The sequence below is a fragment of the Traorella massiliensis genome, assembly GCF_900104665.1.
Lineage (GTDB): Bacteria > Bacillota_I > Bacilli_A > Erysipelotrichales > Erysipelotrichaceae > Traorella > Traorella massiliensis.
The window spans coordinates 1,002,818-1,026,638 of record NZ_LT629969.1; the positions used below are offsets into that span (position 1 = coordinate 1,002,818).

A 23,821-nucleotide genomic window follows, 5' to 3' on the forward strand; every position below is an offset into this window, starting at 1 on the left:
GTTCTTTTTTTTGTATAACCGCATAAACTGAAATATGAAAAAAATACATAAAAACCAGCTGCTTTTCATATTGATTGTTTTATTTGGCGGAATTCTTGTAGGTATCATCGGATCTACTTTTTTAGAAATGGAAAATTTGAATCAGTTAGATGTTATCCTGCTTCCCATGAATGATGCCTTTGATCTTTATCCAACCTTTCTTTTTCAGTTTGCATTACAAATGTTATATATTATAGGAATCGTTATTTTAGGGACTTCCATATTAGGTACTTTTCTAATTGCTTTCTTATTATTTACTAAAGGGTTTCAAATTGGTCTGACATGTATGATGTTTATTTACACTTATGAGTTAAAAGGACTTTTAGGAATCGTATTGACTCTTTTACCACAAGTGGCTTTAGAAATGATACCAATTGTCATCATTGCCATTTATTCAATAGAATCAAGTAATCATATCTTATATTCCTGTTTAAATCTTCATAAATTGAAATTAACATCTGAAGTAAATAAAGGATTAAATTATCTTTTACTTTCAATTGCAAGCGTATTTGTTGCTAGTTATTTAAAATCTACTTTAATTATCATGCTTATCCGTTTCTTTAATCAATTTTAAGTGATATAATAGACAAGGAGGTTTTATGAAACTAAAGGAAGCTTTGGAAAACTATCTTCATTATATTACATCTGTCGATCAGAAAAGTCTTGCAACAATTTCTTCTTATCGACAAGATCTTGAAAGATATCTTCATTATATGGAATCAAATATGATTTTAGCTATCGAAGACATTTCATATGAGATGATTCATGAATACATATTAAATATGAATCAGAATTATGCAGCATCAAGTGTGAACCATGCAATTACATCTATTCGTATGTTTCACGAATATAGTGCGATTACCTATCACATTCCAAATCCTGCAGTTTTCATCAAAACTAAAAAAAAGGAGCGAAAACTACCACGTTATTTAAGCGTAGAAGAAGTTGATAAGCTATTAACTTATCAGAATGAGAGCGATCAGGAAATCTGCAATGTTGCTATTTTAGAGACGATTTATGGCTGTGGTTTGAGAGTAAGTGAATGTGTTTCTTTAAAGATCAGTCAATTATCCATGAATCAGGGAATTATAAGAGTTATGGGTAAAGGAAATAAAGAGCGATTGATTCCTTTAAATAGCAGAAATATTGCAGCCATAAAAAAATATGTGGACATAGTACGTAAGAAAAGAAATGTTCACAAAAGTCCGTATTTATTCTTAAACCAGCATGGAAATCCGTATACAAGACAACAGATACATATTATGTTGAAGAATAGATGTCATAGCTGTCAGATTGATGAACGTATCAGTGCTCACTCTCTTCGTCATTCTTTTGCCACTCATCTTTTGGACGGCGGAGCTGATTTGCGAAGCGTTCAGGAGCTTTTAGGTCATAGCGATATTTCTACGACTCAGATATATACGCATGTCCAAAATAAACGTTTAAAAGATGCTTATGCATCGTTTCATCCACGAAACAGAAAGGAATAACATGAAATATAATCGTATATTTACCATTATTATTGATTCACTGGGTGTAGGAGAAATGCCCGACTGTAAAAATTTTGGTGATGAAAATGTCGATACGCTTTATCATCTTTCAAAAGCAGTCGATAGTTTTCATATCCCAAATATGCAGAAATTAGGTTTTGCTAATTTGCATCCGATCGAACATGTAGCACCTGTTGATGAACCATTGGGTTATTATACAAGAATGATGGAAATCAGCAATGGAAAAGATACTATGACGGGACATTGGGAATTAATGGGATTAAAGATTACAACTCCATTTAAGACATTCACGGAAACAGGATTTCCAAAGAGTCTTCTTGATGAACTTGAAAAAAGAACAGGTCATAAGATTGTTGGTAATAAAAGTGCTAGCGGAACTGAGATTTTAGATGAGCTTGGTGAACATCAAATGAAAACAAATGATATGATCGTTTATACATCAGCAGATTCTGTATTACAGATTTGTGGCCATGAAGAAACTTTTGGATTAGAAGAACTTTATCGTTGCTGTGAAATTGCTCGTGAGCTTACGATGCAAGATGAATATAAAGTAGGACGTGTCATTGCTCGCCCTTATATCGGTGATGGTAAAGGACATTTTACACGTACAAGCAATCGTCATGATTACGCATTGAAACCATTTGGACGTACTGTTTTAAATGAATTAAAAGATCATGGTTATGATGTCATTTCTGTTGGCAAGATCAATGATATTTTTGATGGAGAAGGAATTACAGAAGCTCATAAATCAAAAAGTTCTGTTCATGGTATGGAACAGACGATTGAAATCAGTGAGAAGAGTTTTAAAGGTCTCTGCTTTGTCAATCTTGTTGATTTTGATGCCTTATGGGGACATCGACGTAATCCACAAGGATATGCACAGGAACTTGAAAAATTTGATGTCAAACTTGGTGAACTATTAGGAAAGCTTAAAGAAGATGATCTGTTGATCATTAGTGCTGATCACGGCAATGATCCAACAGCAAAGGGAACTGATCATACACGTGAAATGGTACCTTTTGTATGTTATTCACCATCATTTAAAGGACACGGCAAGATGCCGCTTAGTCAAACATTTGCATCATTAGGATGTACGATAGCTGATAACTTTGGGGTTAAGCTTCCAGATATTGGAGAGTCATATTTAGAATATTTAAAATAAGCAAAGGGGAGGAAGTCATTTATGTCAAATTGTGAAGGATGCCCAAGCCAGGGCAGTTGTAATAAAAATCAGGATGAATGTGGTGTAAAGATTAATCCAAACAATCATATTAAAAAAGTGATTGCTGTAATGTCAGGTAAAGGTGGTGTCGGAAAATCAAGCATGACGACCTTATTGGCAAAAGCAGCAAATGCAAAAGGACTTGCAGTCGGTGTTTTAGATGCTGATATTACAGGTCCATCTATCCCTCGTCTTTTTAATCTTCAGCATGAAAAGGCTTATGGGGATGGTCAAAATCAGATTTATCCAGTTGTAGATGAAGATGGCATCAAAACAATGTCAATCAATTATCTAATTGAAGAAGAAAATACACCAGTTATATGGAGAGGGCCTATTATCAATAGTGCTATCCAACAATTTTGGAATGATGTGTTATGGGAAGATTTGGATGTACTATTTATAGATATGCCTCCAGGAACAGGTGATATTGCTTTAACGATCATGCAGACACTGCCAGTAAGTGGTGTTATCATGGTATCTACACCACAGCCAATGGTATCAATGATCGTATCAAAAGCTATTAATATGTTGAATCAGATGGAAATACCCGTTTTGGGAGTTATTGAAAATATGGCGTATGTTGAATGTCCAGACTGTGGCAGGAAGATAGAACTATATGAAAATAATGTTGAGGAATTCATTAAAGAAAATCATGTTCCGTTATTAGCAGAACTTCCATTTAATAATGGTATCTCACGTCTAAACCATGAAGATAAAATTAGTGATTTAGATATTGAAGCAATTAAGAAATGGATTTATCCAATTATTGATCAGCTTTTTATCAATCAATAAATATAGTTTAAAGGTACTGTTATATGCAGTGCCTTTTTTAATATAAAATCAAAATAGTTATATAACATAATATAGATTATGCGAAGTAATATATGCCTCAATTGAGGCTATAGCTGAATGCGTTCTTTTATGAATTCTTTAGGGGATTGCAATTGTTCTATTAAATATTGAATGGAGCCTGTCCAGTTAATAGGAATTGCTTCTTTATAAAAGAGCAGATCCTCTTTTGTAGAGATGTAACGTAGCTTTTCTTTAGGATTTCGTATGACTTGTACTACTATAGTTTTAGATGTATAAAGGTTTTTGCTATCGTGAGCAGTATATGTTACTTCGTATTGACCTAATTTAGATGTGTTGACAACTCCCTGATATGTCAGTGTGCTTGAAACATCTCCATCCTGTTTATCATAGGCAGAGACATTAGTAAGATAATTAAACTCATCGTACTGGTAGAGTGTAACATCTTCTGCACTGATTACTGGTGGCGTATTCCCTTCTACAACTGTAACATGAAGTGTATTTTCTGCTTTCTTTCCATCCTGATCTTTCACTTGAAGCAATAAATCATATTCTCCTGGTTTAGATATATCAACCTGCTGTACAAGCGTTACTTTATTAGTAAGCAGACCATCTTCAGGATCACTGGCTTTTATGTAATTTTTGAAATTAAAATCATCTGTCTGTAATGTTGTTATGGTTGGATGTTCTAGAATATCGATAACGGGTGGCTGATTTGTATCTATCACCTTGATTTTCAAGGCCTCTCCAGAAAAATCTACCCAGTTCCCGGCAATCCATGAATCATATGTAGTTCCTTCAGAAACAACATTCCTTCCTAATTTACATACAGTTGCAGCTCCAGTTTTTACTTTATAGTATACCGTTGATTCATTGACATATCGATCATAAACATGAGTATATACACTTCCCTCATCAAAAAATCGATTATAACCATATATCGCATTACACAAAGTAGACGTCTGTCTGATTTTAGAATTTTTTGCTGGCTGTATACGTTCAAAAACTGCATAATCAGCTATGGTAAGCTGTGTTTCATATAAATTTGAAGAAACTTGATATTCAATCTTTCCTTTTTTTTGTATAACAGGTGTAAGTATCGGATAGAATACATCAGTATATTTAGTAAATCCTAAAATATTTGAATGTACTGCTAATTTTGCTTCATAGATTTCATCGATCTTTAAATTTCTTAATGGAATTTCAAATGAGAAGCCAACATAATCATAATTGTAGTAACAGGTTCCTCCCTGTTTATAAAATTCATTTGCATTACATTTTCTTACATTTAAAACTCTCATTGTATTTGTTTGTGAATTGTATAATGGCTCTGAATGAAAAGTAACCTGATCGTGATCTGAAGTTAAAATCAATGAATAGTCATGTGTTGTTGTTGAATTGTAATGGTGACTATTTACAGCCATACCCCACCCTTCGATTTTAATAGAAGTGTTCGTAATCTTAACTGATGTAATTTCAAAAGGAAAATTCTTTTTATCAGTTGAAGATGCCTTGACAGGTAAAGAAAATAAGATCATGAATGTAAATAAAAATAGTAGAAAAGTTTTTTTCATAAAATCCCTCCTACTATTTTATATGCATCAAATTTTAAAATTTCCCAAAATTAATCACGATTTCTATTTCCACGAATAAGTAAAATTCTTAAAATATTAAGAATAGTTGAAATCAGTGCTGCTACATAAGTAAATGCAGCCGCCTGGAGCATCTTTTTTGAAGAAGCAACCTCACTGTCTTCGATGATGCCATTTGATCTTAGCTGTACAATAGCACGGCTTGAGGCATTGAATTCAATTGGCAAGGTTACTAATTGAAATAACATGATCAGTATCAAAGCAAATATTCCAAACATCAGTAAAAAATCAATATTTGAAATAAGTCCAATAAAAATAGAAACCCATCCAAGCTGAGAAGCAATTTGAGTTGCCGGAAGCAACTTATTACGTAAGGCAATAAAACCATATCCTTCAGCATGCTGGAGGGCATGCCCTACTTCATGTGCCGCTACTGAAACACTGGCAATTGATGAATTGTAATATATATCACTTGATAGATTAACTATTTTTCTTGTTGGATCATAATAATCTGAAAGAGTTCCCCCTTTGCTTGGAACAATTGTTACATCATAAACCCCATTTCTTTCAAGAATAAGCTTTGCAACATCACATCCACGCATTTGATGAATTGTCTGCATTCTACGATACTTTTGATAAGAACCAGAAAGAAAAGACTGTGATATCATCATAACGACAATAATAAGTATCCAAATCAAATAGTCCATTTCTAATCTCCTGGTATATATAAATTAGCTCATTCAACTGAGTAATCTGCATATACCTTTTCCTTTCTACCTGATCTAGTATTCATCAGGATTTTGTTTATCTGTTAGAATTGAAATTGTGGATGTGTACTTGAGTGATCTCCTAGAGGCTTTGACTTCATAAGAAAGAATCTTGCCACTTCCTAATATTCAGAACTGCGATCAGTTGGATGAGCCTTTGAGTTCGTATTACCAGGATCAGTCGAATACTTTGCAAGTGGTTCATCCATTCACGCATATATAGAAAGGACGGTGCTTCTATGCGCTATTTTATCGGTATCGATATCAGTAAATTCAAACATACGGCTGCTGTAATTGATCAGGATGGTGTCGTTCATATCGAACCTTTTGACTTTGACAATGACATCATCGGGTTCAATTCTTTTTTTACTTCTGTTTCTTCCTTTATTCAGGATGATTTCATCATCGGCATGGAAGATACTGGGCACTATGCCGACAATCTTCAAAAGTTTCTCTTATCCAAGAATCTTAAGGTTGCCATGTTCAATCCATTGGCTACCAATCACATCCGTTTAGCCTTCAATCTGGCTAAGAATGATAGGCTGGATTCTCTTACAATTGCTTCGGCTTTAGCTATGCCTAGACTTTATAGAATCATCGAAGATGAGCATTTTACCTATCATGAGATCCGTGAACTGTCGCGTTATCATCAAAGCCTTTCGAAAACAATGAATCGCTATAAGAATCGTCTTCAGAAGTTTATTGATATCGCTTTCCCTGAATTCAATAAACTTTTTGATACAAAATACTCAAAAACTTATTTAAAGATTCTTAAAGATTTCCAAAGTGCTCAGAATATTGCCAATACAGATATACGGACACTTAGAAAAGCTCTTTTATCAAAAGGAAGATGCGTTTCCATTACGGCTGAGGAACTGAAATCTGCTGCCAGGGATTCTATTGGTCATTCCCATATAGCACTTGATCTGGAGATACAGCAGACAGTTGAAATGATCGAAAAGATTGATTCCAATCTGAATATAGTGGATAAAAAAATAGAAGAATTCAGTCTGCAGCTAAACTCTCCTATCCTTGCCATCCCTGGTATCTCACACATATCAGCGATGTCCATCCTGTCCGAACTTGGTGACTTCACCCAGTATGAAAGTGCTAAGAAGATCATCAAGCTGTCAGGAACCAATCCATATATCTATGAATCTGGTACCTATAGTATGCCACGAACAAGGCTAGAAAAAAAGGGATCAAAATACTTAAGATGCACTTTATACAACATCATCCAGACCGTCATCAACAACAATCCAGTATTCAAGGATTATTATGACAGAAAGATATCTCAAGGAAAATCGCATCGATGTGCACAGGGGCATTGCGTGAGAAAACTACTCAGAGTCATCTATCATATCCTGACAACTGGATGTGAATTTGATCCGTCTCTTTTACGATAACCCGTCTATACAATCAATCGTATAAAAAGGCTATTTTCCGATAGTTCTTTTTAGTGTACACATATTTACAATTTCAAAGATCAATACAACCTTTAAAGTCTAGTTTTATATTTCATACTTTTTCATCGCTTAGTACTTGACTTTATATATAGTTGTCTTTCTTTAATTAAATTTATTATATCATAGTAATGAAATGTTTGTATGACAAAATCGTAACTACAGAATCATACAAGAAAATGATTTTGTAACCAAAATCATATGCAAATAAGCGACTCCCTATCTGCATACCCACCTGCCTTTCTAGCGGCGTGGTTCCACCGGCACCTTCACATCTCCTTCTTTTGCTCCTCTCTGAAGCGTAAGGCATTGGCGAAATGTTCCAGTGTCAGCTTATTATTTTTTTCCAGCAGGATTCCATCCCTTTGCCATGCTTCCATCAATATATAAAAAAGAAGCAAACGCTTCTTATTTAACTGCTTCCTTTAATGCTTTGGCAGCCTTAAAACCAGGAGCCTTTGTTTCAGGAATCTGGATTGTTTCTTTTGTTGCAGGATTGATTCCTGTACGTGCAGCACGAGTCTTAACCTCAAATTTTCCAAATCCACTGATATCTACTTTATTTCCTTCTACTAATGAAGCAGTAATTGTATCAAATACTGTTTCAACGGCTACAGTAGCATCTTTTTTAGTCATATCCAATTTATTTGCTACTACATCAATCAAACTTTTTTTGTTTAAAACTTCACTCATTTAAATTACCTCCGTGACAGGGGTATCATACCATTATCACAAACATTATTCAATCATTTTTAAGAATTTTCATAAAATTTTCACATTAAAGAACTATTGCGATAACATTGCCTTTTCCTTTATTAACAAGTTTTGTCAAAATATCCTGAAGACGAACCCGAGCAGTCTCTGGAATCATAGATAATTTCACATTTAAACCGTCTTTGATCAAGTCGGAGAGCTTGCGTCCAAAAATGTCTGATTCCCAAATCGTTTGCGAATTTTCACTATCTCTTGTAAGATAGCTGATTAATTCCTCACTTTGTAGTTTAGATCCTATGATTGGTTCAAAGCTGCTTTCTACATCTACTTTGATCATATGAATACTTGGGGCAACCGCTTTAAGTTTGACACCATATCGATTTCCCTGCTTGATAATTTCAGGCTGTGAAAGTTCAATATCATCTAAAGAAGCACTGGCAAAACCATAACCGGTTAATTTGACCATTTTTAGGGCATTGGAAACAGCATCATATTCTTTTTTGGCTTTTGAGAAATCCTGCATCATTGAAAGCAATGAAGCTTTATCTACCACATCTATTTGAATGATTTCCTTCAATATTTGACTGTATAATCCCTTTAATACTTGTATTTCAACATTTACATTACCACTTCCAGGATCAATGCTTGCTAAATGAGACGATTCTATATATTCATTCTGATTTAAAGCTAATGTTAATGTTTCAACTTCTTTTAGTTTTTCGATAATTGACATTCCCTGCTGGATTGAATCATTAATTGTTTTTTTCAGCCAATGATTTTTATCAAGTACATCGACCCAAGCTGGAAGCTGAATACTGATCTGTGCAACCGGAAATTCATATAACGCTTCTTTTAGAAGGTGCAAGATATCGCTTTCTTCCAAACGATTGACAGCTAAAGCAAGTACTGGTGCATGTACTTTTTCTTTTAACTTTGCTACAACATTTTCGCATTGCACAGATGATGGATTTTTTGAATTAACGATGATAATAAAAGGTTTGCCTATTTGATCTAATTCTTCAATGACTTCCATTTCAGCTTGAAGATAGGCTTCTCTTGGTATATCGGTAATAGAACCATCACTTGTTATAACGATACCAATCGTTGAATGATCCTGAATTACTTTCTGAGTACCTGCTTTGGCAGCTTCGTCAAATGGAATTGCATCATCAAACCAGGGAGTTCGTACCATTCGTATTCCATTTTCATCTTTATAACCTTTTGCTTCTTCGATTACATAACCTACACAGTCTACAAGACGTACATTTACCTTAAAGCCATCATCAAATTCAATCTGGGCAGCACTGTTGGGTACAAATTTGGGTTCTGCTGTTAAAATGGTTCTTCCTTCTCCAGATTGTGGCAATTCATCAGTCATACGAGCTTTTTCATATTCATCATGTACGTATGGAAGAACAGCTTTTTCCATAAATTTCTTAATAAAGGTGCTTTTACCTACACGCACGGGTCCAACAACTCCTAGATATATGTCACCGCCACACCTTTGCGCAATATTTTTATAGACGTCAAGTGTATTCATATCAATCCTCCTAGTCACTAAACTTTATGAGGATTAGGTGTCCTTTATTACAATAAAAAGCAGATTACTCTGCTTTTAGTTCTCTTAACATTAAATCTTTAGCACTTTGCGAAGGTTTTTTATTTTCATAAAGCACTTGATAGATCTCATCAACGATTGGCATTTCAACATGAAGATCTTTTTTTAGCTTATAAAGAACCTGTGTAGTACGAATACCTTCGACTGTCTTATGGTTATTATCCCAATAAACTTGTGACGTATCTGCTTTTCCAATCTGATAACCAGCCTCAAAATTACGGGAATGAGTACTTGTACAGGTTACGATGAGGTCTCCCATACCTGTCAGCCCCATAAAAGTCTTCTCCTGGCCGCCACTGGCAACCCCAAAGCGGATCATCTCAGCAAGTCCACGAGTGATCAGAGCAGCCCTAGTGTTGTCCCCATAGCCAAGCCCAGCAAGCATGCCGCTAGCTAATGCAATTGAATTTTTGGTAGCAACACCTAATTCGCTGCCGATTTCATCACTTCCGGTATAAACTCTAAAATAATTGTTAGAAAATACATTCTGCACTGTTTTCGCATCTTCTTCATTTAAGGAAACAGCACAAACGCTCGTAAGCATGCGAATCACAACTTCTTCTGCATGTGAAGGACCAATCAGCGAAACGACACTACTTAATTTTTCTTTATCAAAAGCAGCACGAATTGCTTCCGACATCCGTTTTCCTGTAGCCGGATCAAATCCTTTAGAAGTATTTACCAGAATAACTTTTTTAGTCAGATACGGTTGTATCTGTGTACAAACCTGGGCAGTTACAGCACTTGGTACAGACATAACGACAAGATCCGCATCGCTAACTTTTGAAATATCTAAAGTTCCTTTTAAATGTTCATTTAAAATAACATTTTCAAAATATTTAGAATTTGTATGTGAATCATTGATTTCATTAATTTCATCTGCATTATTACCATAAATCAAAACATCATGTCCGTTATCCACACAAATCTGTGCAAGAGCACTTCCCCAGCTTCCACTTCCAATTACAAATACTTTCATCTTATTTCTCTCTTTCTCTAGCAATGATACGTAATGTCGTACCAGTAAAATTAAAGGCTTCCCGAAGCTTATTTTCTAAGAATCTCTTATAAGAGAAATGCAAAAGCTCCGGATCATTGACAAACAAAATAAACGTTGGCGGTGCAATACCAACCTGTGAAGCATAATAAATACGCAATCGCTTGCCGTTATGTGTCGGTGGCGGAGTCATCAATTGGGCATCCATGATGACCTCATTTAATACGTTTGTCTGGATACGCATCAGCGAATAATCATGAACCTCATCGATTAATGGCAATATCTGATGAACACGCTGTTTAGTCAGAGCACTGACAAATAAAATTGGAGCATATCCTAAATAGATAAATTCATTTCTGATTTTCTTTTCTATTTCAATTTGTGTATAGCTGTCTTTTTCCACACTATCCCATTTGTTGTATAAAATGATGATTCCCTTACCTGCCTCATGAGCATATCCGGCAACATGTTTATCTTGCTCACGGATACCGGTCTCACCATCTAAAACAACACAGACCACATCGCTTCTTTCAATAGCACTCATCGCACGCAATACAGAATATTTTTCAATATTTTCGTAAATCTTGCCTCTTTTTCGGATTCCTGCTGTATCAATGACAACATATTCCTTGCCTTCATATTTAAAAGGTGTATCAATAGCATCTCGAGTAGTGCCTTCAATATTTGAAACGATCGTTCTTTCTTCATTTAAAATAGCATTAACCAATGAACTTTTACCGACATTAGGACGACCAATGAAAGCAAAGGAAGTAATTCCTTCATAATCCCTTCGATTTTTTTCAGGAAAAGTCTTAACAAGAGCATCTAGCATATCACCAATACCAATGCCATGAACTCCACTTACCGCAATTGGATCACCCAATCCAAGGCTATAAAATTCATAAATATTTGAAAGAAGATGGTTATCATCAATTTTATTCACCGCTAAAATAACCGGTTTTTTAGAACGTATCAGCATTTTCGCAATATGTTCATCATCACGAGTAACACCTTCTATTCCATTTACGATAAAGATAATTGAATCAGCTTCTTCAATCGCAATTTCTACCTGCATTTCAATTTCTTTTTGAAATGGCTGATCTGCTAATTGAATACCGCCTGTATCGATAACTCTAAACTCCTTCGTCAGCCATTCTACTTTCCCATAGATACGGTCACGGGTCACACCCGGCGTATCCTCAACAATACTTTTTCTTTCCCCAATGATTCGATTAAAGATCGTACTTTTTCCGACATTAGGTCTTCCTACAATTGCACATACACCATTAATCATATACGACTCCTAAACGATCCAATTCGTTTTTGATTTTTGAAACAACTTCATCAATGGTTAGATCAGAGCTATCTATTTCAATGGCATCTTCCGCTTTTTTCAAAGGAGAATGTTCACGATGCATATCCTGATAATCTCTTCTTTCAATATCTTTGATGATTTCATCCCTGTCAAAATCAATTCCTTTTTCTATGTATTCTTTTATCCTTCGTTCAGCTCTGGCACTAGCCGATGCAACAAGATAAATTTTTAACTCTGCATCCTTTAAAACAACGGTTCCAATATCTCTGCCATCAAGAATATACCCTTTATTTTTAGCAATCTGCTGCTGAAGCTCAACCAGGCATTCACGCACTTTAAGATGTCTGCTAACACTGCTGGCACCCATGGAAATATCATTAGTACGGATCTTTTGAGAAACATCTTCATGATCCAAATAAACATTGCCATTTTTATCAAAGTCAATTTTCATGTTTTTGATCATTTCTGCCAGTTTTTCTTCATCATTCCAGTCAATGCCTTCTTTTTTTGCCTTATACGCTACACAGCGATACATGGCACCAGTATCTAGATGAGAGTAACCTAATAATTTAGCACATTTTTTAGCGATGGTACTTTTCCCAGCCGCACTCGGACCATCAATTGCAATATTAATTCGCATGCAACCTCCTCTTAAATTCTTCCACTGTTACGAAGAATCATAAACACAGTAAATCCGATCACCGCAAATAATGCGATGACTAGAATTAACAAGATGATATTTAAAAGACGATTGGTCTTATCGATATCGCTGCTTAATTCATTCATTTCTTCTTCCTGCTGTTCGATTTTGATTTTCATTTGCTGTGTCTGTTCATTCAACATCTGGATATGCTGAGCAGCTACAAGATCTTCGGCCGTTTCTTTTTCTTGTTCTTCAGTCTTTTCGTCCTCAATTGTTTCTGAAATTGGGGTTTCTTCTGCAGGTTCAACTTTAGTCACATTCATGCCTGATGTATTTTCTTCTTTAAGCAATTCCTGGATTTGCATGGCAATTTCTTTTTTTGACTGAGCAAGCGTATTTTCAGCCACTTTTGGTTCCTCTTCAATAGGCTTGATATAATCTTCTCTTCTTAAACGAGCCGGATTTTTCAGCTGATTTAAAATATCAATCTCAGTAATATCACTTTGCAAGAGTCCTTTTTCACGATTATACTGCTTTACATCTCGAATCAGATCATCCATATATTCATTTACAAAGGTATCTGAATCTTTTTTTGGCAATGAAAATTCCCTCTCTCTGCGTGGAGGTGTATCTTCAGAAAGCTCCATCTTCTTGAACAGAACAGGATTACTTTTTTCTGTACTATTTTCATCAATTGTATTAGTATCGATCTGACGACGCAGATTTTCATATTTTTTCACTCTGGATAATTTTTCCATAATGGCCTCCTCAACTCTCTTTATTATAACAAATTTCAGTCTCTATTGATATGAATTTTTATTTTTATTTCAATATAACTGCTGATAACTTCTTTTGTCCCACTTCTGATAAAAATAGAAAATGATTAAAAATAAGATACCTAAAAGTAAAATTAAGATCCATACGAAATGAATCGAATAAGCATCTACTAAAGAGCCGACAGTTACATTGCCTAATGAACCAATCACCATAGATGTAATATTTTGAAGAGAGAGGATACGTCCCCGATGGGTTGATGGAATTCTTTTGGTAAGATAAGGTGCCGATGAAATCGTACATATAATCTCTCCGAAAGTAAATAAGATCATTGAAATCACACATAAATAGAACTGATCATAAATAAAGATATAAAAAGAAAGAGCAAAAATTTCTAAAAAGTTCCCCAAATATAAACGAAAAATATCTTTCCAGTTCAGAAATATCCTTGTTAAGACAGGTGTGCCAAAAATTACCACAATTGCATTGATACTTGTCAGAAAGCCAAAATATAAGGCACCTTTTTTTAAAAAGGCATCTTCTAAATGAAGGGGTATCAAAAAATTAAATTGTGCATAGATCAAACCACTGATACTTGCAATCAAAAAATAAAAAAGCAGGATCTTTCTTTTTAAAAGTACTTTCCATAAAGCACCGCTTTCTTTTTTCTCATAAATTCCTTCTTCGTCATTGGTTTCTTTTTTAATATCTTTTACAAGGAAGAAGATAAGGATCGTTGAAGAAAAATCAGCTAACCCGCTAATTATAAACGCAAGACCAAGATGATTTTCAAATAGCAGACCACCCATAGTCGGTGCTAATACAAGTCCTAAATTCATTGAAAGATAACTTAATGAATATGCCTTTTCACGCTCATCAGCACTTGTCAGATCAGCAATCAAAGAATCAAAGCTTGGACCTTCCATCTGCTGAAAAATACTTCCTAGTGCATAAATCAGAATCGTCATGATAGATAATTCCATGAATCCACATACAAGAAAACATGCAACACCTAAAAGATCCAATATTACGATCATCGTTTTTTTATTATATCGATCTGCGAGTTTTCCACCTAACAGATTACAAGGAATCATGATGAATGAAAGTACCATCATATAGAGTCCAATCTGGGAAGCATCAAAGCCAAGTTTATTTTTTAATATCAAAGTAAGCATTGGCCATATCAGTGATCCCATCGATGTAACAATTCTTCCAAAACATAAAATATAGATTTCTTTTTTTAATCCGCCATACATAGCAAAAAGCTGTTTTACTGCATTCATATGCATATTCTATCATAATGCACAAAAAAAAGGAATCTAACGATTCCCTAGTCTTTAGCCCTTCCAGAATATTTTCCATCTATTGTTGTTACTAACACTGTTTCACCTTCATTGATGAAAAGAGGCACACGAATATTTAATCCTGTTTCTAAAACAGCATTTTTCTGAGCACTTGTTGCCGTATCACCTTTAACTGCCTGCTCTGCTTCTGTAATCGTTAAAGCCACCTTATCAGGTAAGATGACTCCTAATACTTCTCCCTCATATAAAGAAATATTCACATTTGTATTTGGTTTGATGAAATTTAATTCCCAAGTCAGTCTTTCCATTGGAATTTCAAGCTGTTCATATGTTTCATTATCCATAAAGATGCAGTTGGTTCCATCATCATATAGGAATTGCATCTCTCTTTTATCGATATGAGCCTGTTCTACTTTATCGCCCCCTGTAAAAGTCAGATCAGAAATCGTCCCTGTACGAAGATTTTTACTCTTGACCTTCACAATCATTTGGCGCATAGCTGTCTTGTTATGAGAAACTTCAAGAACCGTATAAATATTATTTTCATACTCAATTGCAGTACCTGGTTTCAAATCATTTACAATAATCATAGTTTTTCTTCTTTTCAATATCTTCTTTTATTGTAATGAATTTATGCCTTTTGTCAATCTTTTTGAAAGGATTTGATCTGAATTCTTTGAGAACATCCAACATTAACAGCAGCGATAAAAATAGCACTAAATAAGATCATGAGCTGATCCGAGTTCAATGCAATATGAAACAAAAGACACAATAAATAAAAGATAAACATAAAACATATCGAAAACATCAGATCTTTGAATTCAAGCATCCGGCCATTTATTTCATAATATTGAATGATCATCATCTGATACAATGAAAATAAAAGAATGATCAATAAGATAGAGATCTCAAAAAAGCCAGCCATAATAAAAGGTATCAAGATAAGCGATAATAAAATAGAGGCAGCAATATTTTTCCACATACTGATAGTATGTTCATTCATCATAAACATATTCTATTGAAGCGATACATAAATAAACTTCATCATATTGAATGATCATCTGAAAATGAACTTTTCCACTAAAATCAAGCGTACACTGGCTATCCTCATAAACTGCATTCACTGTAATTCCTTTTTCCTCAAAAACAAAATCTTCACAACACTGATCATAAAATTCGTTTTTGATGCGTCGAATTACTTTGATCTTAACCACTTCAAGATCAGCATCCATATTATTTAAGGCCGTAAGATGAGCTAATTGTAGAGAAAAATAAATACCTAAGGCTGCTAATAGATTGAAAAGACCTAGAGTGAGTATCAACGCATTCCCTTTTTCAGTTGCAGCCAAGAAAGCGTTCTTTTCTTTTATTATTCTTTTCATAACTGATATAAAAGCAGTCTTTTTTCTGCGTAAAATAACTCTTTTCAATATCTTCCATATAGATTACATAACCATCTTTACGTACAATTCTATTTTTCTCTAAAACAAGACTTGCTTCTTTTTCAAAATAAAAGAAATTTAATTCATCTTCATTATATTGAATCTCACTGGCATAAAGAAGAAGCTGACGAAGCTGATATAAGGCAATCTCATCTTCAATATCCACATGAATATCTTGAAGACGATGGATAAGAGGGATAGACATAGTTAAAAGAGCCATTGAAAGTGAGAAGATAAAAAGGCTTAAAAGCATTTCAATCATCGTATATCCTTTACTGGTGGGCTTCTTCATATATCTGATCTTGATTGATCTCATACTGTTCGATCCTTTCAATATAACCGGTAATGATCAATAAATAATTGATGATAAGTAAGACGGCACTAAAAAAAAGTAAATTTTCTAGTAAGCTATGACCTTTTTCATTCATCGCTGATCCACCCGCTTCCAAGCTGAAAAACCGCTTCATATTCACCGCATCTCATCGTAAAAGCTTTTGAGATATTTCCTTGTTCATTGTAGTGAAAAATTATTGGATCACAGATAAGAGGTGAAATTACATACTCTTTATCATTAATGGTTACTTTGTTTTTATCGATTTGAATGTCATGCCTTTGCTGAAGGCGAATACTGTCAAGCTGACTTTGACGTAACAGTGCTTTTAATGCTTTAAAACGCAGATAAGAAGCGTCGGGGATATGTTTGATCGATAATAATGTCATGACGCTCACACATGAAAGCACCAATATCATTTCAATGAGCGTATATCCTTTATTCCTGAACACTTGCCTGACCATTGACGATTTCGATCATAGAACCATTGGGGCAACGATTCTGCCCTTCCTTTAAATAACCCCCTTCAATGAGATCACTAATCGAATCAGGAGTCACGAGATTTTCAACTTCATAAAGTAATATCTGTGAATCTACAACGCTAGTAAGAGCTTCGCATCCTTTTGTTTGGATGATCTTATTTTTTTGCTGGATATTAGGTAGGGTAATTAGAAAAATCAAAGAAATGACAGATAAAACAAGAATCATTTCTAACACAGTAAAGCCTTTTTTCATATCATTTTCCTCCTTTTACATTTGATGAATCATATCTAATGGCAGTAATAATAACTGATAAATAGATATAACAAGAATTGCAATTAACATATAAGCCATTCCACTGACAATTTTTGATGATATCTTTAATAATTTCTTAAATTCATTTCTTTGAAATTCACAGTAATCATTTAAGATGTTTTCTAAATTTTGGGTATAATACCCCATTTTAAAAAACTGTTTAAAAGTTGAATCAAGATAAGACTGATTTTCAATTACACGCAGCATTTCTTCTCCCTGTTTTAATTTGAGCATCATATCTTGGATATTGATCTGAAGGAAGGTATTGTTTTTTAGTTTTGTCAGAGATTCTAGAATCTGCTTGGTCGAATAGCCTCTTTTCATGAGAATCAGTGCATGAAGTGCAAAATCATAAGAGATGATTTTTTTAATCAGAAAAAAATGTCCAAGATAGTTAAGATAAAACTGCTGATAATTTTCTTTCTTGCATTTTTTCATGATCAGAAGAAATATCAATAAAAATGATCCAATCACAAATAAAGCTACAACGATGCTTAAAATGAAATATAAAAGCTGATGAAGCTGAAATCCCTTTTGAGCATCGATCATCATGCTTAATTGAGGATAGATTTGTATTTCAAAGAAAATAAAGACCATTAATGAAAAAAATAATACAAATAATGGATAAGTAGTTTCTTTTAACCAATTTTCACGCATTTGCTTTTTGACTTTATGATATTCGTAAGCAGAGAGAATTGCCTGATCTAAGGAAGAGATTTCCATAAAAAACCGGAGGGATGTGTAAAAAGGATCCTTCGAATGAAAATCAATGAATTGTTGAAAATCATTTCCTTGTTCTAATTGCTTCTCAATTTCTTCATAACGTCCTAGAATCATAAGTGATGATGAAAGGGAATATCCTTTATGTAGAAGAAGTGAAATTTGAATGAGATCTTCTTTAGAAATCGTTGAGGTCGATCTTCGCATCACTTGGACGAATGATTTTCTTTCTGATGGCTTCTCTGATTTCATCTTGAATCGTTTTATGATTTTCATTTTTGCCATATTCAAGGTAATTCTGAAGCTCTTGCCGGTCAAGAATTTCATAAATGCAAATTCGCTCCTTTCTTTTGATATCAGGATAAAGACGCTGATTGACAACTGCTGTAAGCGTCTCTTTTAAATTGGAAGTAGAAAGTCCTAATTCTGAGAGTCTTTTTATAGCTTCTGTAGCACTTTTCGCATGGATCGTAGAAAATACCAAATGACCACTCAAAGCAGCTCTATAAACCATTTCTGCACATTTTGGATCTCTAATCTCACCGATCATGATCACATCCGGATCATGGCGTAATAACTGTTTGATACCTTCCTCATATGTAAAGTTCATTTTCTCATTGACTTGCAGCTGAAGATAATTAGAATTCACGATTTCGATAGGATCTTCCAAAGTAATGATTTTTAATTTCTTTTGTCTGGCAATTTCTTCAAGCAAGGCATGTAAGGTTGTAGTTTTACCACTTCCAGTTGGTCCACTGAATAGAATCAGACCACTCCTTAAAGAGCACCAGCGCTTAAATTGAGCATTCTGTGTTTTCTTTGTAGAACATTGGTGAATGGATATCGGCGGATGATTATTTAAAATACGTAAAACTCCTGTTTGACTCTGATAAGAAGAAATACAAGAAAAACGAAAATAATAATTTTTATCTTGAAAGTTCATCTGAAAGGTACCAGATTGTGGAATCGCTAAATTACCTAAATCAAGATTTGCACAATATTTTAGATACTGAAATAATGCCTCAATTTGTTCATCCTCAAATGATTTAAAACCACTAATGCCACGCATCTCACAAGAATTTCTCCTATTTGAAATCAAAAAATGAATATCTGTAGCCTTTACTTTTTGTGATTCAAAAATCAAACGATACAATATCTTCTTCATAATCCCTCCTACTATTATATATGCATCAAAATCTCATTTTTCCCAAAAAAAAAGACAGTATTTTAATTACCGTCTTAAAGTTCCTTTAAATAGGGATTATTCTTAAATTCATCATAAAGAGTCGTATTCTCGCCATGACCGCAATAAATTTTATAATCTTTATTAATTTTTGAAATCTTTTTTAATGTTGCCTTCATCTGAGAAAAACTTCCTCCATAAAGATCACATCGACCGATACCTTCCTTAAACAAAACATCACCACAGAACATTAAATCATCGATCATCAATAAAACGCTTCCTTTGGTATGACCGCTAGCTTCCATCACCTCAAACTCAAAGTTACCTATTTTTGTTATCGGCTGATAATGATGCACGGGTGTCTCTATGGTAAAAGGCTCTATCATGATACTCGCATTCTTTTTGCTATCTCTTAGCATTTCTTCATCTGCTTCTGAAATATAGACATCACAATGCAACTGTTTAACTAATGCATCCACTGCTTGAATGTGATCAAAATGACCATGTGTCAGACAGATTGCATCAACATGACAACTGCCAACTTCTTTTAATATCCGTTTTGGATTTGCAGCTGGATCAAAAATAATACAATGTTCCTTTTCTTTTAAGATATAAGTATTGGTAGATACGTTTCCCAATACAAGACATATTACTTCTTTCATAGCTCATAATATAAAAAAAGCCAATAAAGGCTTTCTTTATTTCTTCTCCTTATGTTCAGTTTTTTTATTACATCTTGGGCAATATTTGTTTACTACCATACGGTCAGGATTTTTCTTTTTATTTCTTGTTGAGATGTAGTTTTCTTCTCCACAGACTGAACATTTTAATGTTAAACGATCTCTCATATTTCCTCCTATTTATTAATTTGCCTACAAATTATAACACAGTATTTATTAAAATACCAGTGTTTATTTATAGGTTTTATAGTATTCAACCAACGCATCATATACAATAGACATGCAGACATTTGATTCCAGATTACCTGTAGACGAGGTTGGTGCTACACATGCAAAGGCAACAGTAGGATTTTCACTAGGTGCAAAACCGATCATGATCGAGTTAGAAGTATCATCACTGACTGTTCCCACTTCGGCAGTACCTGTCTTTGCAGCAATATCTTTATTTAATGATGCAAAGCCGGCACCACATGCACCCGAACTGATACATTGACGCATTCCCTCTTTGACACGTTCCAAATATTCTTCATTACCATTCAAAGTATCAATAACCTGTGTACCAAACTGTTCAACGATCGTTTCCTCATCATTGATTTCATAGATTTGTTTCATGAAATGTGGTTTTACCTTTACACCAGTACCAACAGTTGATACGTATTGTAAAAGCTGAATAGGTGTATAACTTTCATACTGGCCAATTGAATAGTCAAGCAAATGTCCGGATGTATCATCACTTCCTGGATAACCACTCTCTTCATACGGAACATCTAATTGTGTTTCTGTACCTAAGCCAAACATACTGAAATATTTACGATAAAGTTCATATGCATTTTCTACATCAGGAAGATTTAATGCCCCATATGGTGTATAGTAACCGCCGCCAAGACGAATTGCGATATGGAACATATAAACGTTACTTGATTGACGAATTGCTTCAATATCGTTGATAAGACCTTTATTGTTATAACTTCCCTTTACAAGTCCGCCTGCAAAATACATCGTCGTATCGTTGATGACTTCTCCAGGTTCTACGACACCTTCATTTAGACCCATATATAAAACTGCTGGTTTTACTGAAGAACCTGGCAGAAAGCTTTGCAGATAGTTACCGCTGGCAAAAGGAATGAAGGATCCGTCATTCTGGATCTGTTGACCACTCATAGCTAGAATTTCACCATTCTGCGGATTCATCATCACTAAGAAGGCTTGTTTAAAGTCTTTTCGATATACATTACTACGTGCTTCCGTAAGATGTTCCTGTAGAATCGCATCAAACTTCTGTTGTAAATCAATATCAATCGTCAGCTGAATGTTATATCCTTTTTTACCTTCCTGAATAGTCGTAAAGATAGGACTTCCTGTATCTTCATCATAGGTAATCTGTTTAACTGTTTTTGTTCCGCTAAGATAATCTTCATACTGTTTTTCCAGTCCGCTTGTCCCAAAGCGATCATTCAATGCATAATCATTAGCCAGATAATAATCTTTACTTCCCTCTTCAAGACCTGTTGTAGAAACACGCCCAAAAACATCACGTAAAACACTGCCATAAGGGTAAACTCGTTGAGAATCCGTAGAAATATCAAACCCAACAAATTCTTCTTTATGTTCAATCAAATATGCCGTATTCTCTTCCGAAGCATTCTCCACTATAACAGCACTGCTGATCAGTGTTGCCTGTTCCATCTTATACATGACCGGCCAGGCAATATATTTTTGTTCATTTGTTAAATATCCTTTATTAGCGTCTTCTTCGCTTTGTTCTACATTTCTCAGCTCTTCGATCATATCCTGTGTGATCTTAGATATCTTGATAGAATACTGCTCGCTATCAGATAATGTTTTTTGTTCATCAGTTAATAAAGAAGCACCTTGATCATCAGCGACCATGATATAAAAATCTTTCCATTCTCTTTCTGTAATAGAATCGCTTTGAATATCAAACTGTTCTGCGAACTTATAAGCCAGCTGCCATTTGCTTTCACTATAAGAACTCAAATCCTTTTGAGGATAATACGTAATATTGACAATTTCCTCGCTTGTTACTAAAACATTGCCGTTTCGATCGATCATATCACCTCTTGGAGGCGAGGAAACCTGATTTTTTTGTGTGAAAGCAGCCAGCTTCACAGTATATTCATCCTGGGAGAAATACTGAATTTGAATCAGTCTTGCTGCAATCACAACAAAACAGGCAAACACTGATAAAATCAAAATCTTTGCCCTTTTATTAACGACTTTATTAAAATCCATATTGGACTTTAATAAATCTGAACTTCTTTTTCTGTTTCTTGCATCTAATTCTTTAAATGGATTTCTTAACATGAAAATATTATACATCATTCTTTTCATTCTTGCATCTAAAAAATTATGTGATATTCTATAAGTGAGGTGAAAATAATGACAAAACGTACAGATACAAGAGCTATTATGGTTAAAGACTTGCAAATTGGTCATCAAAATAAAATCATTATTCAATCTATGTGTAATACTAAGACAAGCGATATCGAAGCAACCGTTAATCAAATTCTTGCTTTGGAAAAAGCAGGCTGTCAGCTTGTTCGATTAGCTGTTGTCAGCATTGATGAAGCAAAGGCTATTTCTGAAATAAAGAAAAGGGTTCATATCCCTTTAGTGGCTGATATTCATTATGATTATCGTATTGCAATTGAATGTATTCATCAGGGTATCGACAAGATTCGTCTAAATCCGGGAAATATTGGATCTAAAAAAAATGTGCGCAAAGTAGTCGAGGAATGTAAAAAATATCATATTCCGATACGTATCGGAATTAATTCAGGATCATTGGAAAAAGATATTCATGATAAATATGGTAAGCCAACTGCCCAAGGAATGATTGAAAGTGCTCAAAGACATGTTGATATATTAGAAGAACTTGATTTTCATGATATTGCTCTTTCATTTAAATCAAGTGATGTTAATCTTTGCATCGAAACTTATGAATTAGCCTCTAAGACTTTCCCTTACCCTCTTCATTTAGGCGTAACCGAAGCAGGAACACTTTTTACTAGCTCCATCAAATCAAGCGCTGCCCTTTCTGTATTGCTTCATCAGGGAATCGGTGATACGATTCGTATCAGTGTCAATGGTGATCCTGTTCAGGAAATCATGATTGCTAAACAGCTTTTAAAATGTTTACATCTGATCGATCATGTTCCAAATCTAATCGCTTGTCCGATGTGTGGCAGAACAAGTTATGATATTGAAAGCGTCATAAAAGAAATTGAACCGTTTTTAATGAATATCAATGCAGATATTACGGTAGCTATCATGGGCTGTGCCGTGAATGGTCCAGGAGAAGCTAGACATGCGGATATTGCTATTGCAGGTGGCAAAGATGAAGGATTGCTTATAAAAAAGGGGCAAATTATCGAAAAATTACCAACCGAAAAAATGGTAGATCGTTTAAAAGAAGAAATTCTTAAAATGGAAAATGATTTAAATCATTAGTTAAAGACTGATAAAAGAGTTATAACTTTTTGTTAAATTCTAGTATCAGGTAATTTGTTATTCAACAATTAGATGATTTAGACAAATTCAGTTTTTATTCATCTAATTTCAATATTTATACTTTGTTATATCATAAAAGAGATGATACTTCTATGAATATTCCATTCATAGCTATCATCTCTTTATTTTTTTCCTTAAAACAGTCTATAATTTAATGATGTATTTCATATATTCATCTAAACTAAACTTTTAGTTACGAATTAAAACTATAAATACAATTATATTGGGAATCACAGCACATAAATACATTAAATATGTAAATAAAGGATATATACTGTTATTTGAAATATTAAAAACGGCTAAAAGTGCAAACAATAAAACAGCCGGTAACTGATATTTTACTTGTATTGAACGTAATTTATCATAGACT

Annotated in this window: 27 protein-coding genes and 1 pseudogene; 6 read left to right on the forward strand and 22 right to left on the reverse strand. The window is 34.2% G+C overall.

The features are described 5' to 3' along the window. The first annotated feature begins 34 nt into the window (after positions 1–34). The 4 genes from BQ5367_RS12200 to BQ5367_RS12215 are packed head-to-tail and all read left to right on the forward strand — an operon-like array spanning position 35 to position 3,564. A complete protein-coding gene (locus tag BQ5367_RS12200; RefSeq protein ID WP_071442730.1) occupies positions 35–613 on the forward strand; it encodes a stage II sporulation protein M in 579 nt (192 codons plus the stop codon). 25 nt (positions 614–638) lie between these two features. Further along, the gene (locus BQ5367_RS12205; protein WP_071442731.1) at positions 639–1,529 is read left to right on the forward strand and encodes a tyrosine recombinase; all 891 of its coding nucleotides are present in this window, start codon (positions 639–641) and stop codon (positions 1,527–1,529) included. A 1-nt stretch (position 1,530) separates the two neighbouring features. After that, positions 1,531–2,712 carry a phosphopentomutase gene (gene deoB / locus BQ5367_RS12210; RefSeq protein WP_071442732.1) on the forward strand — a complete coding sequence of 394 codons (1,182 nt, stop codon included), beginning with the start codon at positions 1,531–1,533 and terminating at the stop codon, positions 2,710–2,712. A gap of 21 nt (positions 2,713–2,733) precedes the next feature. Continuing rightward, positions 2,734–3,564, forward strand: coding sequence for an Mrp/NBP35 family ATP-binding protein (locus BQ5367_RS12215; protein ID WP_071442733.1), 831 nt, complete (start codon positions 2,734–2,736; stop codon positions 3,562–3,564). A 107-nt stretch (positions 3,565–3,671) separates the two neighbouring features. Here BQ5367_RS12215 and BQ5367_RS12220 read toward each other — a convergent pair whose 3' ends face one another. Together BQ5367_RS12220 and BQ5367_RS12225 are read right to left on the reverse strand one after the other, a co-directional pair. Beyond that, positions 3,672–5,156: an immunoglobulin-like domain-containing protein gene (locus BQ5367_RS12220; protein ID WP_071442734.1), complete on the reverse strand. Its 1,485-nt coding sequence runs from the start codon at positions 5,154–5,156 to the stop codon at positions 3,672–3,674. Between the two features lie 50 nt (positions 5,157–5,206). Beyond that, on the reverse strand, positions 5,207–5,881 hold the full coding sequence (locus tag BQ5367_RS12225; RefSeq protein WP_071442735.1) for a zinc metallopeptidase: 675 nt from the start codon (positions 5,879–5,881) through the stop codon (positions 5,207–5,209). 299 nt (positions 5,882–6,180) lie between these two features. On the opposite strand from BQ5367_RS12225, the gene BQ5367_RS12230 reads away from it, so the two are divergent. Further along, positions 6,181–7,347, forward strand: a complete 1,167-nt coding sequence (locus tag BQ5367_RS12230; protein WP_071441427.1) for an IS110 family RNA-guided transposase — start codon at positions 6,181–6,183, stop codon at positions 7,345–7,347. A 465-nt stretch (positions 7,348–7,812) separates the two neighbouring features. Here BQ5367_RS12230 and BQ5367_RS12235 read toward each other — a convergent pair whose 3' ends face one another. The 20 genes and pseudogenes from BQ5367_RS12235 to BQ5367_RS12320 form a co-directional block, all read right to left on the reverse strand. Further along, positions 7,813–8,097, reverse strand: a complete 285-nt coding sequence (locus tag BQ5367_RS12235; RefSeq protein WP_071442736.1) for an HU family DNA-binding protein — start codon at positions 8,095–8,097, stop codon at positions 7,813–7,815. A gap of 85 nt (positions 8,098–8,182) precedes the next feature. Continuing rightward, positions 8,183–9,658: a stage IV sporulation protein A gene (gene spoIVA, locus BQ5367_RS12240; RefSeq protein ID WP_071442737.1), complete on the reverse strand. Its 1,476-nt coding sequence runs from the start codon at positions 9,656–9,658 to the stop codon at positions 8,183–8,185. 64 nt (positions 9,659–9,722) lie between these two features. Continuing rightward, complete coding sequence (locus BQ5367_RS12245; protein WP_071442738.1) at positions 9,723–10,715, reverse strand: NAD(P)H-dependent glycerol-3-phosphate dehydrogenase; 993 nt, start codon at positions 10,713–10,715, stop codon at positions 9,723–9,725. Between the two features lies 1 nt (position 10,716). Then, the gene (gene der / locus BQ5367_RS12250) at positions 10,717–12,027 is read right to left on the reverse strand and encodes a ribosome biogenesis GTPase Der (RefSeq protein WP_071442739.1); all 1,311 of its coding nucleotides are present in this window, start codon (positions 12,025–12,027) and stop codon (positions 10,717–10,719) included. Further along, the gene (cmk, locus tag BQ5367_RS12255; protein ID WP_071442740.1) at positions 12,020–12,688 is read right to left on the reverse strand and encodes a (d)CMP kinase; all 669 of its coding nucleotides are present in this window, start codon (positions 12,686–12,688) and stop codon (positions 12,020–12,022) included. Before cmk ends, der begins: the two co-directional genes overlap by 8 nt. 11 nt (positions 12,689–12,699) lie before the next feature. Further along, positions 12,700–13,449 (reverse strand): hypothetical protein, encoded by a 750-nt coding sequence (locus tag BQ5367_RS12260; RefSeq protein ID WP_071442741.1) that lies wholly within the window; start codon positions 13,447–13,449, stop codon positions 12,700–12,702. A 69-nt stretch (positions 13,450–13,518) separates the two neighbouring features. After that, positions 13,519–14,748 carry an MFS transporter gene (locus BQ5367_RS12265; RefSeq protein WP_071442905.1) on the reverse strand — a complete coding sequence of 410 codons (1,230 nt, stop codon included), beginning with the start codon at positions 14,746–14,748 and terminating at the stop codon, positions 13,519–13,521. 47 nt (positions 14,749–14,795) lie between these two features. Then, positions 14,796–15,359 carry an elongation factor P gene (gene efp / locus BQ5367_RS12270; RefSeq protein ID WP_071442742.1) on the reverse strand — a complete coding sequence of 188 codons (564 nt, stop codon included), beginning with the start codon at positions 15,357–15,359 and terminating at the stop codon, positions 14,796–14,798. Positions 15,360–15,412: 53 nt separating this feature from the next. Next, positions 15,413–15,775 carry a hypothetical protein gene (locus tag BQ5367_RS12275; RefSeq protein ID WP_143052399.1) on the reverse strand — a complete coding sequence of 121 codons (363 nt, stop codon included), beginning with the start codon at positions 15,773–15,775 and terminating at the stop codon, positions 15,413–15,415. After that, positions 15,765–16,151, reverse strand: coding sequence for a hypothetical protein (locus BQ5367_RS12280; protein ID WP_143052400.1), 387 nt, complete (start codon positions 16,149–16,151; stop codon positions 15,765–15,767). The genes BQ5367_RS12275 and BQ5367_RS12280 overlap by 11 nt, the downstream gene beginning before the upstream one ends. Beyond that, the gene (locus BQ5367_RS12285) at positions 16,105–16,527 is read right to left on the reverse strand and encodes a prepilin-type N-terminal cleavage/methylation domain-containing protein (protein ID WP_083383268.1); all 423 of its coding nucleotides are present in this window, start codon (positions 16,525–16,527) and stop codon (positions 16,105–16,107) included. Before BQ5367_RS12285 ends, BQ5367_RS12280 begins: the two co-directional genes overlap by 47 nt. Beyond that, positions 16,484–16,639, reverse strand: a complete 156-nt coding sequence (locus BQ5367_RS13560; protein WP_154667095.1) for a hypothetical protein — start codon at positions 16,637–16,639, stop codon at positions 16,484–16,486. Before BQ5367_RS13560 ends, BQ5367_RS12285 begins: the two co-directional genes overlap by 44 nt. Next, on the reverse strand, positions 16,632–16,940 hold the full coding sequence (locus BQ5367_RS12290; protein ID WP_235858771.1) for a hypothetical protein: 309 nt from the start codon (positions 16,938–16,940) through the stop codon (positions 16,632–16,634). Before BQ5367_RS12290 ends, BQ5367_RS13560 begins: the two co-directional genes overlap by 8 nt. Before the next feature lie 9 nt (positions 16,941–16,949). Next, a pseudogene (locus BQ5367_RS14040) lies at positions 16,950–17,006 on the reverse strand (prepilin-type N-terminal cleavage/methylation domain-containing protein); the annotation flags it as partial. Then, positions 16,981–17,277, reverse strand: coding sequence for a competence type IV pilus major pilin ComGC (gene comGC / locus BQ5367_RS12295; RefSeq protein ID WP_071442747.1), 297 nt, complete (start codon positions 17,275–17,277; stop codon positions 16,981–16,983). The pseudogene BQ5367_RS14040 and the gene comGC, both read right to left, overlap by 26 nt. A gap of 15 nt (positions 17,278–17,292) precedes the next feature. Then, complete coding sequence (locus tag BQ5367_RS12300; protein WP_235858772.1) at positions 17,293–18,333, reverse strand: type II secretion system F family protein; 1,041 nt, start codon at positions 18,331–18,333, stop codon at positions 17,293–17,295. Next, positions 18,236–19,222: an ATPase, T2SS/T4P/T4SS family gene (locus BQ5367_RS12305; RefSeq protein WP_071442749.1), complete on the reverse strand. Its 987-nt coding sequence runs from the start codon at positions 19,220–19,222 to the stop codon at positions 18,236–18,238. The genes BQ5367_RS12300 and BQ5367_RS12305 overlap by 98 nt, the downstream gene beginning before the upstream one ends. Before the next feature lie 74 nt (positions 19,223–19,296). Beyond that, positions 19,297–19,902, reverse strand: coding sequence for an MBL fold metallo-hydrolase (locus BQ5367_RS12310; RefSeq protein WP_071442750.1), 606 nt, complete (start codon positions 19,900–19,902; stop codon positions 19,297–19,299). Positions 19,903–19,938: 36 nt separating this feature from the next. Next, entirely contained in the window at positions 19,939–20,088 is a 150-nt protein-coding gene (gene rpmG / locus BQ5367_RS12315; protein WP_071442751.1) for a 50S ribosomal protein L33, read from the reverse strand. Between the two features lie 63 nt (positions 20,089–20,151). After that, positions 20,152–22,272, reverse strand: a complete 2,121-nt coding sequence (locus tag BQ5367_RS12320; protein WP_083383270.1) for a peptidoglycan D,D-transpeptidase FtsI family protein — start codon at positions 22,270–22,272, stop codon at positions 20,152–20,154. A 48-nt stretch (positions 22,273–22,320) separates the two neighbouring features. Between BQ5367_RS12320 and ispG the strand changes: the two genes are divergently transcribed. After that, on the forward strand, positions 22,321–23,391 hold the full coding sequence (ispG, locus tag BQ5367_RS12325) for a flavodoxin-dependent (E)-4-hydroxy-3-methylbut-2-enyl-diphosphate synthase (protein WP_071442752.1): 1,071 nt from the start codon (positions 22,321–22,323) through the stop codon (positions 23,389–23,391). Positions 23,392–23,821 lie beyond the last annotated feature (430 nt).

Coding starts and splice junctions, on each gene's coding strand:
- BQ5367_RS12200 (WP_071442730.1), top strand. CDS start 35: ATGAAAAAAATACATAAAAACCAGCTGCTTTTCATATTGATTGTTTTA.
- BQ5367_RS12205 (WP_071442731.1), top strand. CDS start 639: ATGAAACTAAAGGAAGCTTTGGAAAACTATCTTCATTATATTACATCT.
- deoB (WP_071442732.1), top strand. CDS start 1,531: ATGAAATATAATCGTATATTTACCATTATTATTGATTCACTGGGTGTA.
- BQ5367_RS12215 (WP_071442733.1), top strand. CDS start 2,734: ATGTCAAATTGTGAAGGATGCCCAAGCCAGGGCAGTTGTAATAAAAAT.
- BQ5367_RS12220 (WP_071442734.1), bottom strand. CDS start 5,156: ATGAAAAAAACTTTTCTACTATTTTTATTTACATTCATGATCTTATTT.
- BQ5367_RS12225 (WP_071442735.1), bottom strand. CDS start 5,881: ATGGACTATTTGATTTGGATACTTATTATTGTCGTTATGATGATATCA.
- BQ5367_RS12230 (WP_071441427.1), top strand. CDS start 6,181: ATGCGCTATTTTATCGGTATCGATATCAGTAAATTCAAACATACGGCT.
- BQ5367_RS12235 (WP_071442736.1), bottom strand. CDS start 8,097: ATGAGTGAAGTTTTAAACAAAAAAAGTTTGATTGATGTAGTAGCAAAT.
- spoIVA (WP_071442737.1), bottom strand. CDS start 9,658: ATGAATACACTTGACGTCTATAAAAATATTGCGCAAAGGTGTGGCGGT.
- BQ5367_RS12245 (WP_071442738.1), bottom strand. CDS start 10,715: ATGAAAGTATTTGTAATTGGAAGTGGAAGCTGGGGAAGTGCTCTTGCA.
- der (WP_071442739.1), bottom strand. CDS start 12,027: ATGATTAATGGTGTATGTGCAATTGTAGGAAGACCTAATGTCGGAAAA.
- cmk (WP_071442740.1), bottom strand. CDS start 12,688: ATGCGAATTAATATTGCAATTGATGGTCCGAGTGCGGCTGGGAAAAGT.
- BQ5367_RS12260 (WP_071442741.1), bottom strand. CDS start 13,449: ATGGAAAAATTATCCAGAGTGAAAAAATATGAAAATCTGCGTCGTCAG.
- BQ5367_RS12265 (WP_071442905.1), bottom strand. CDS start 14,748: ATGAATGCAGTAAAACAGCTTTTTGCTATGTATGGCGGATTAAAAAAA.
- efp (WP_071442742.1), bottom strand. CDS start 15,359: ATGATTATTGTAAATGATTTGAAACCAGGTACTGCAATTGAGTATGAA.
- BQ5367_RS12275 (WP_143052399.1), bottom strand. CDS start 15,775: ATGATGAATGAACATACTATCAGTATGTGGAAAAATATTGCTGCCTCT.
- BQ5367_RS12280 (WP_143052400.1), bottom strand. CDS start 16,151: ATGAAAAGAATAATAAAAGAAAAGAACGCTTTCTTGGCTGCAACTGAA.
- BQ5367_RS12285 (WP_083383268.1), bottom strand. CDS start 16,527: ATGAGATCAATCAAGATCAGATATATGAAGAAGCCCACCAGTAAAGGA.
- BQ5367_RS13560 (WP_154667095.1), bottom strand. CDS start 16,639: ATGAATGAAAAAGGTCATAGCTTACTAGAAAATTTACTTTTTTTTAGT.
- comGC (WP_071442747.1), bottom strand. CDS start 17,277: ATGAAAAAAGGCTTTACTGTGTTAGAAATGATTCTTGTTTTATCTGTC.
- BQ5367_RS12300 (WP_235858772.1), bottom strand. CDS start 18,333: ATGAAAATCATAAAACGATTCAAGATGAAATCAGAGAAGCCATCAGAA.
- BQ5367_RS12305 (WP_071442749.1), bottom strand. CDS start 19,222: ATGAAGAAGATATTGTATCGTTTGATTTTTGAATCACAAAAAGTAAAG.
- BQ5367_RS12310 (WP_071442750.1), bottom strand. CDS start 19,902: ATGAAAGAAGTAATATGTCTTGTATTGGGAAACGTATCTACCAATACT.
- rpmG (WP_071442751.1), bottom strand. CDS start 20,088: ATGAGAGATCGTTTAACATTAAAATGTTCAGTCTGTGGAGAAGAAAAC.
- BQ5367_RS12320 (WP_083383270.1), bottom strand. CDS start 22,272: ATGAAAAGAATGATGTATAATATTTTCATGTTAAGAAATCCATTTAAA.
- ispG (WP_071442752.1), top strand. CDS start 22,321: ATGACAAAACGTACAGATACAAGAGCTATTATGGTTAAAGACTTGCAA.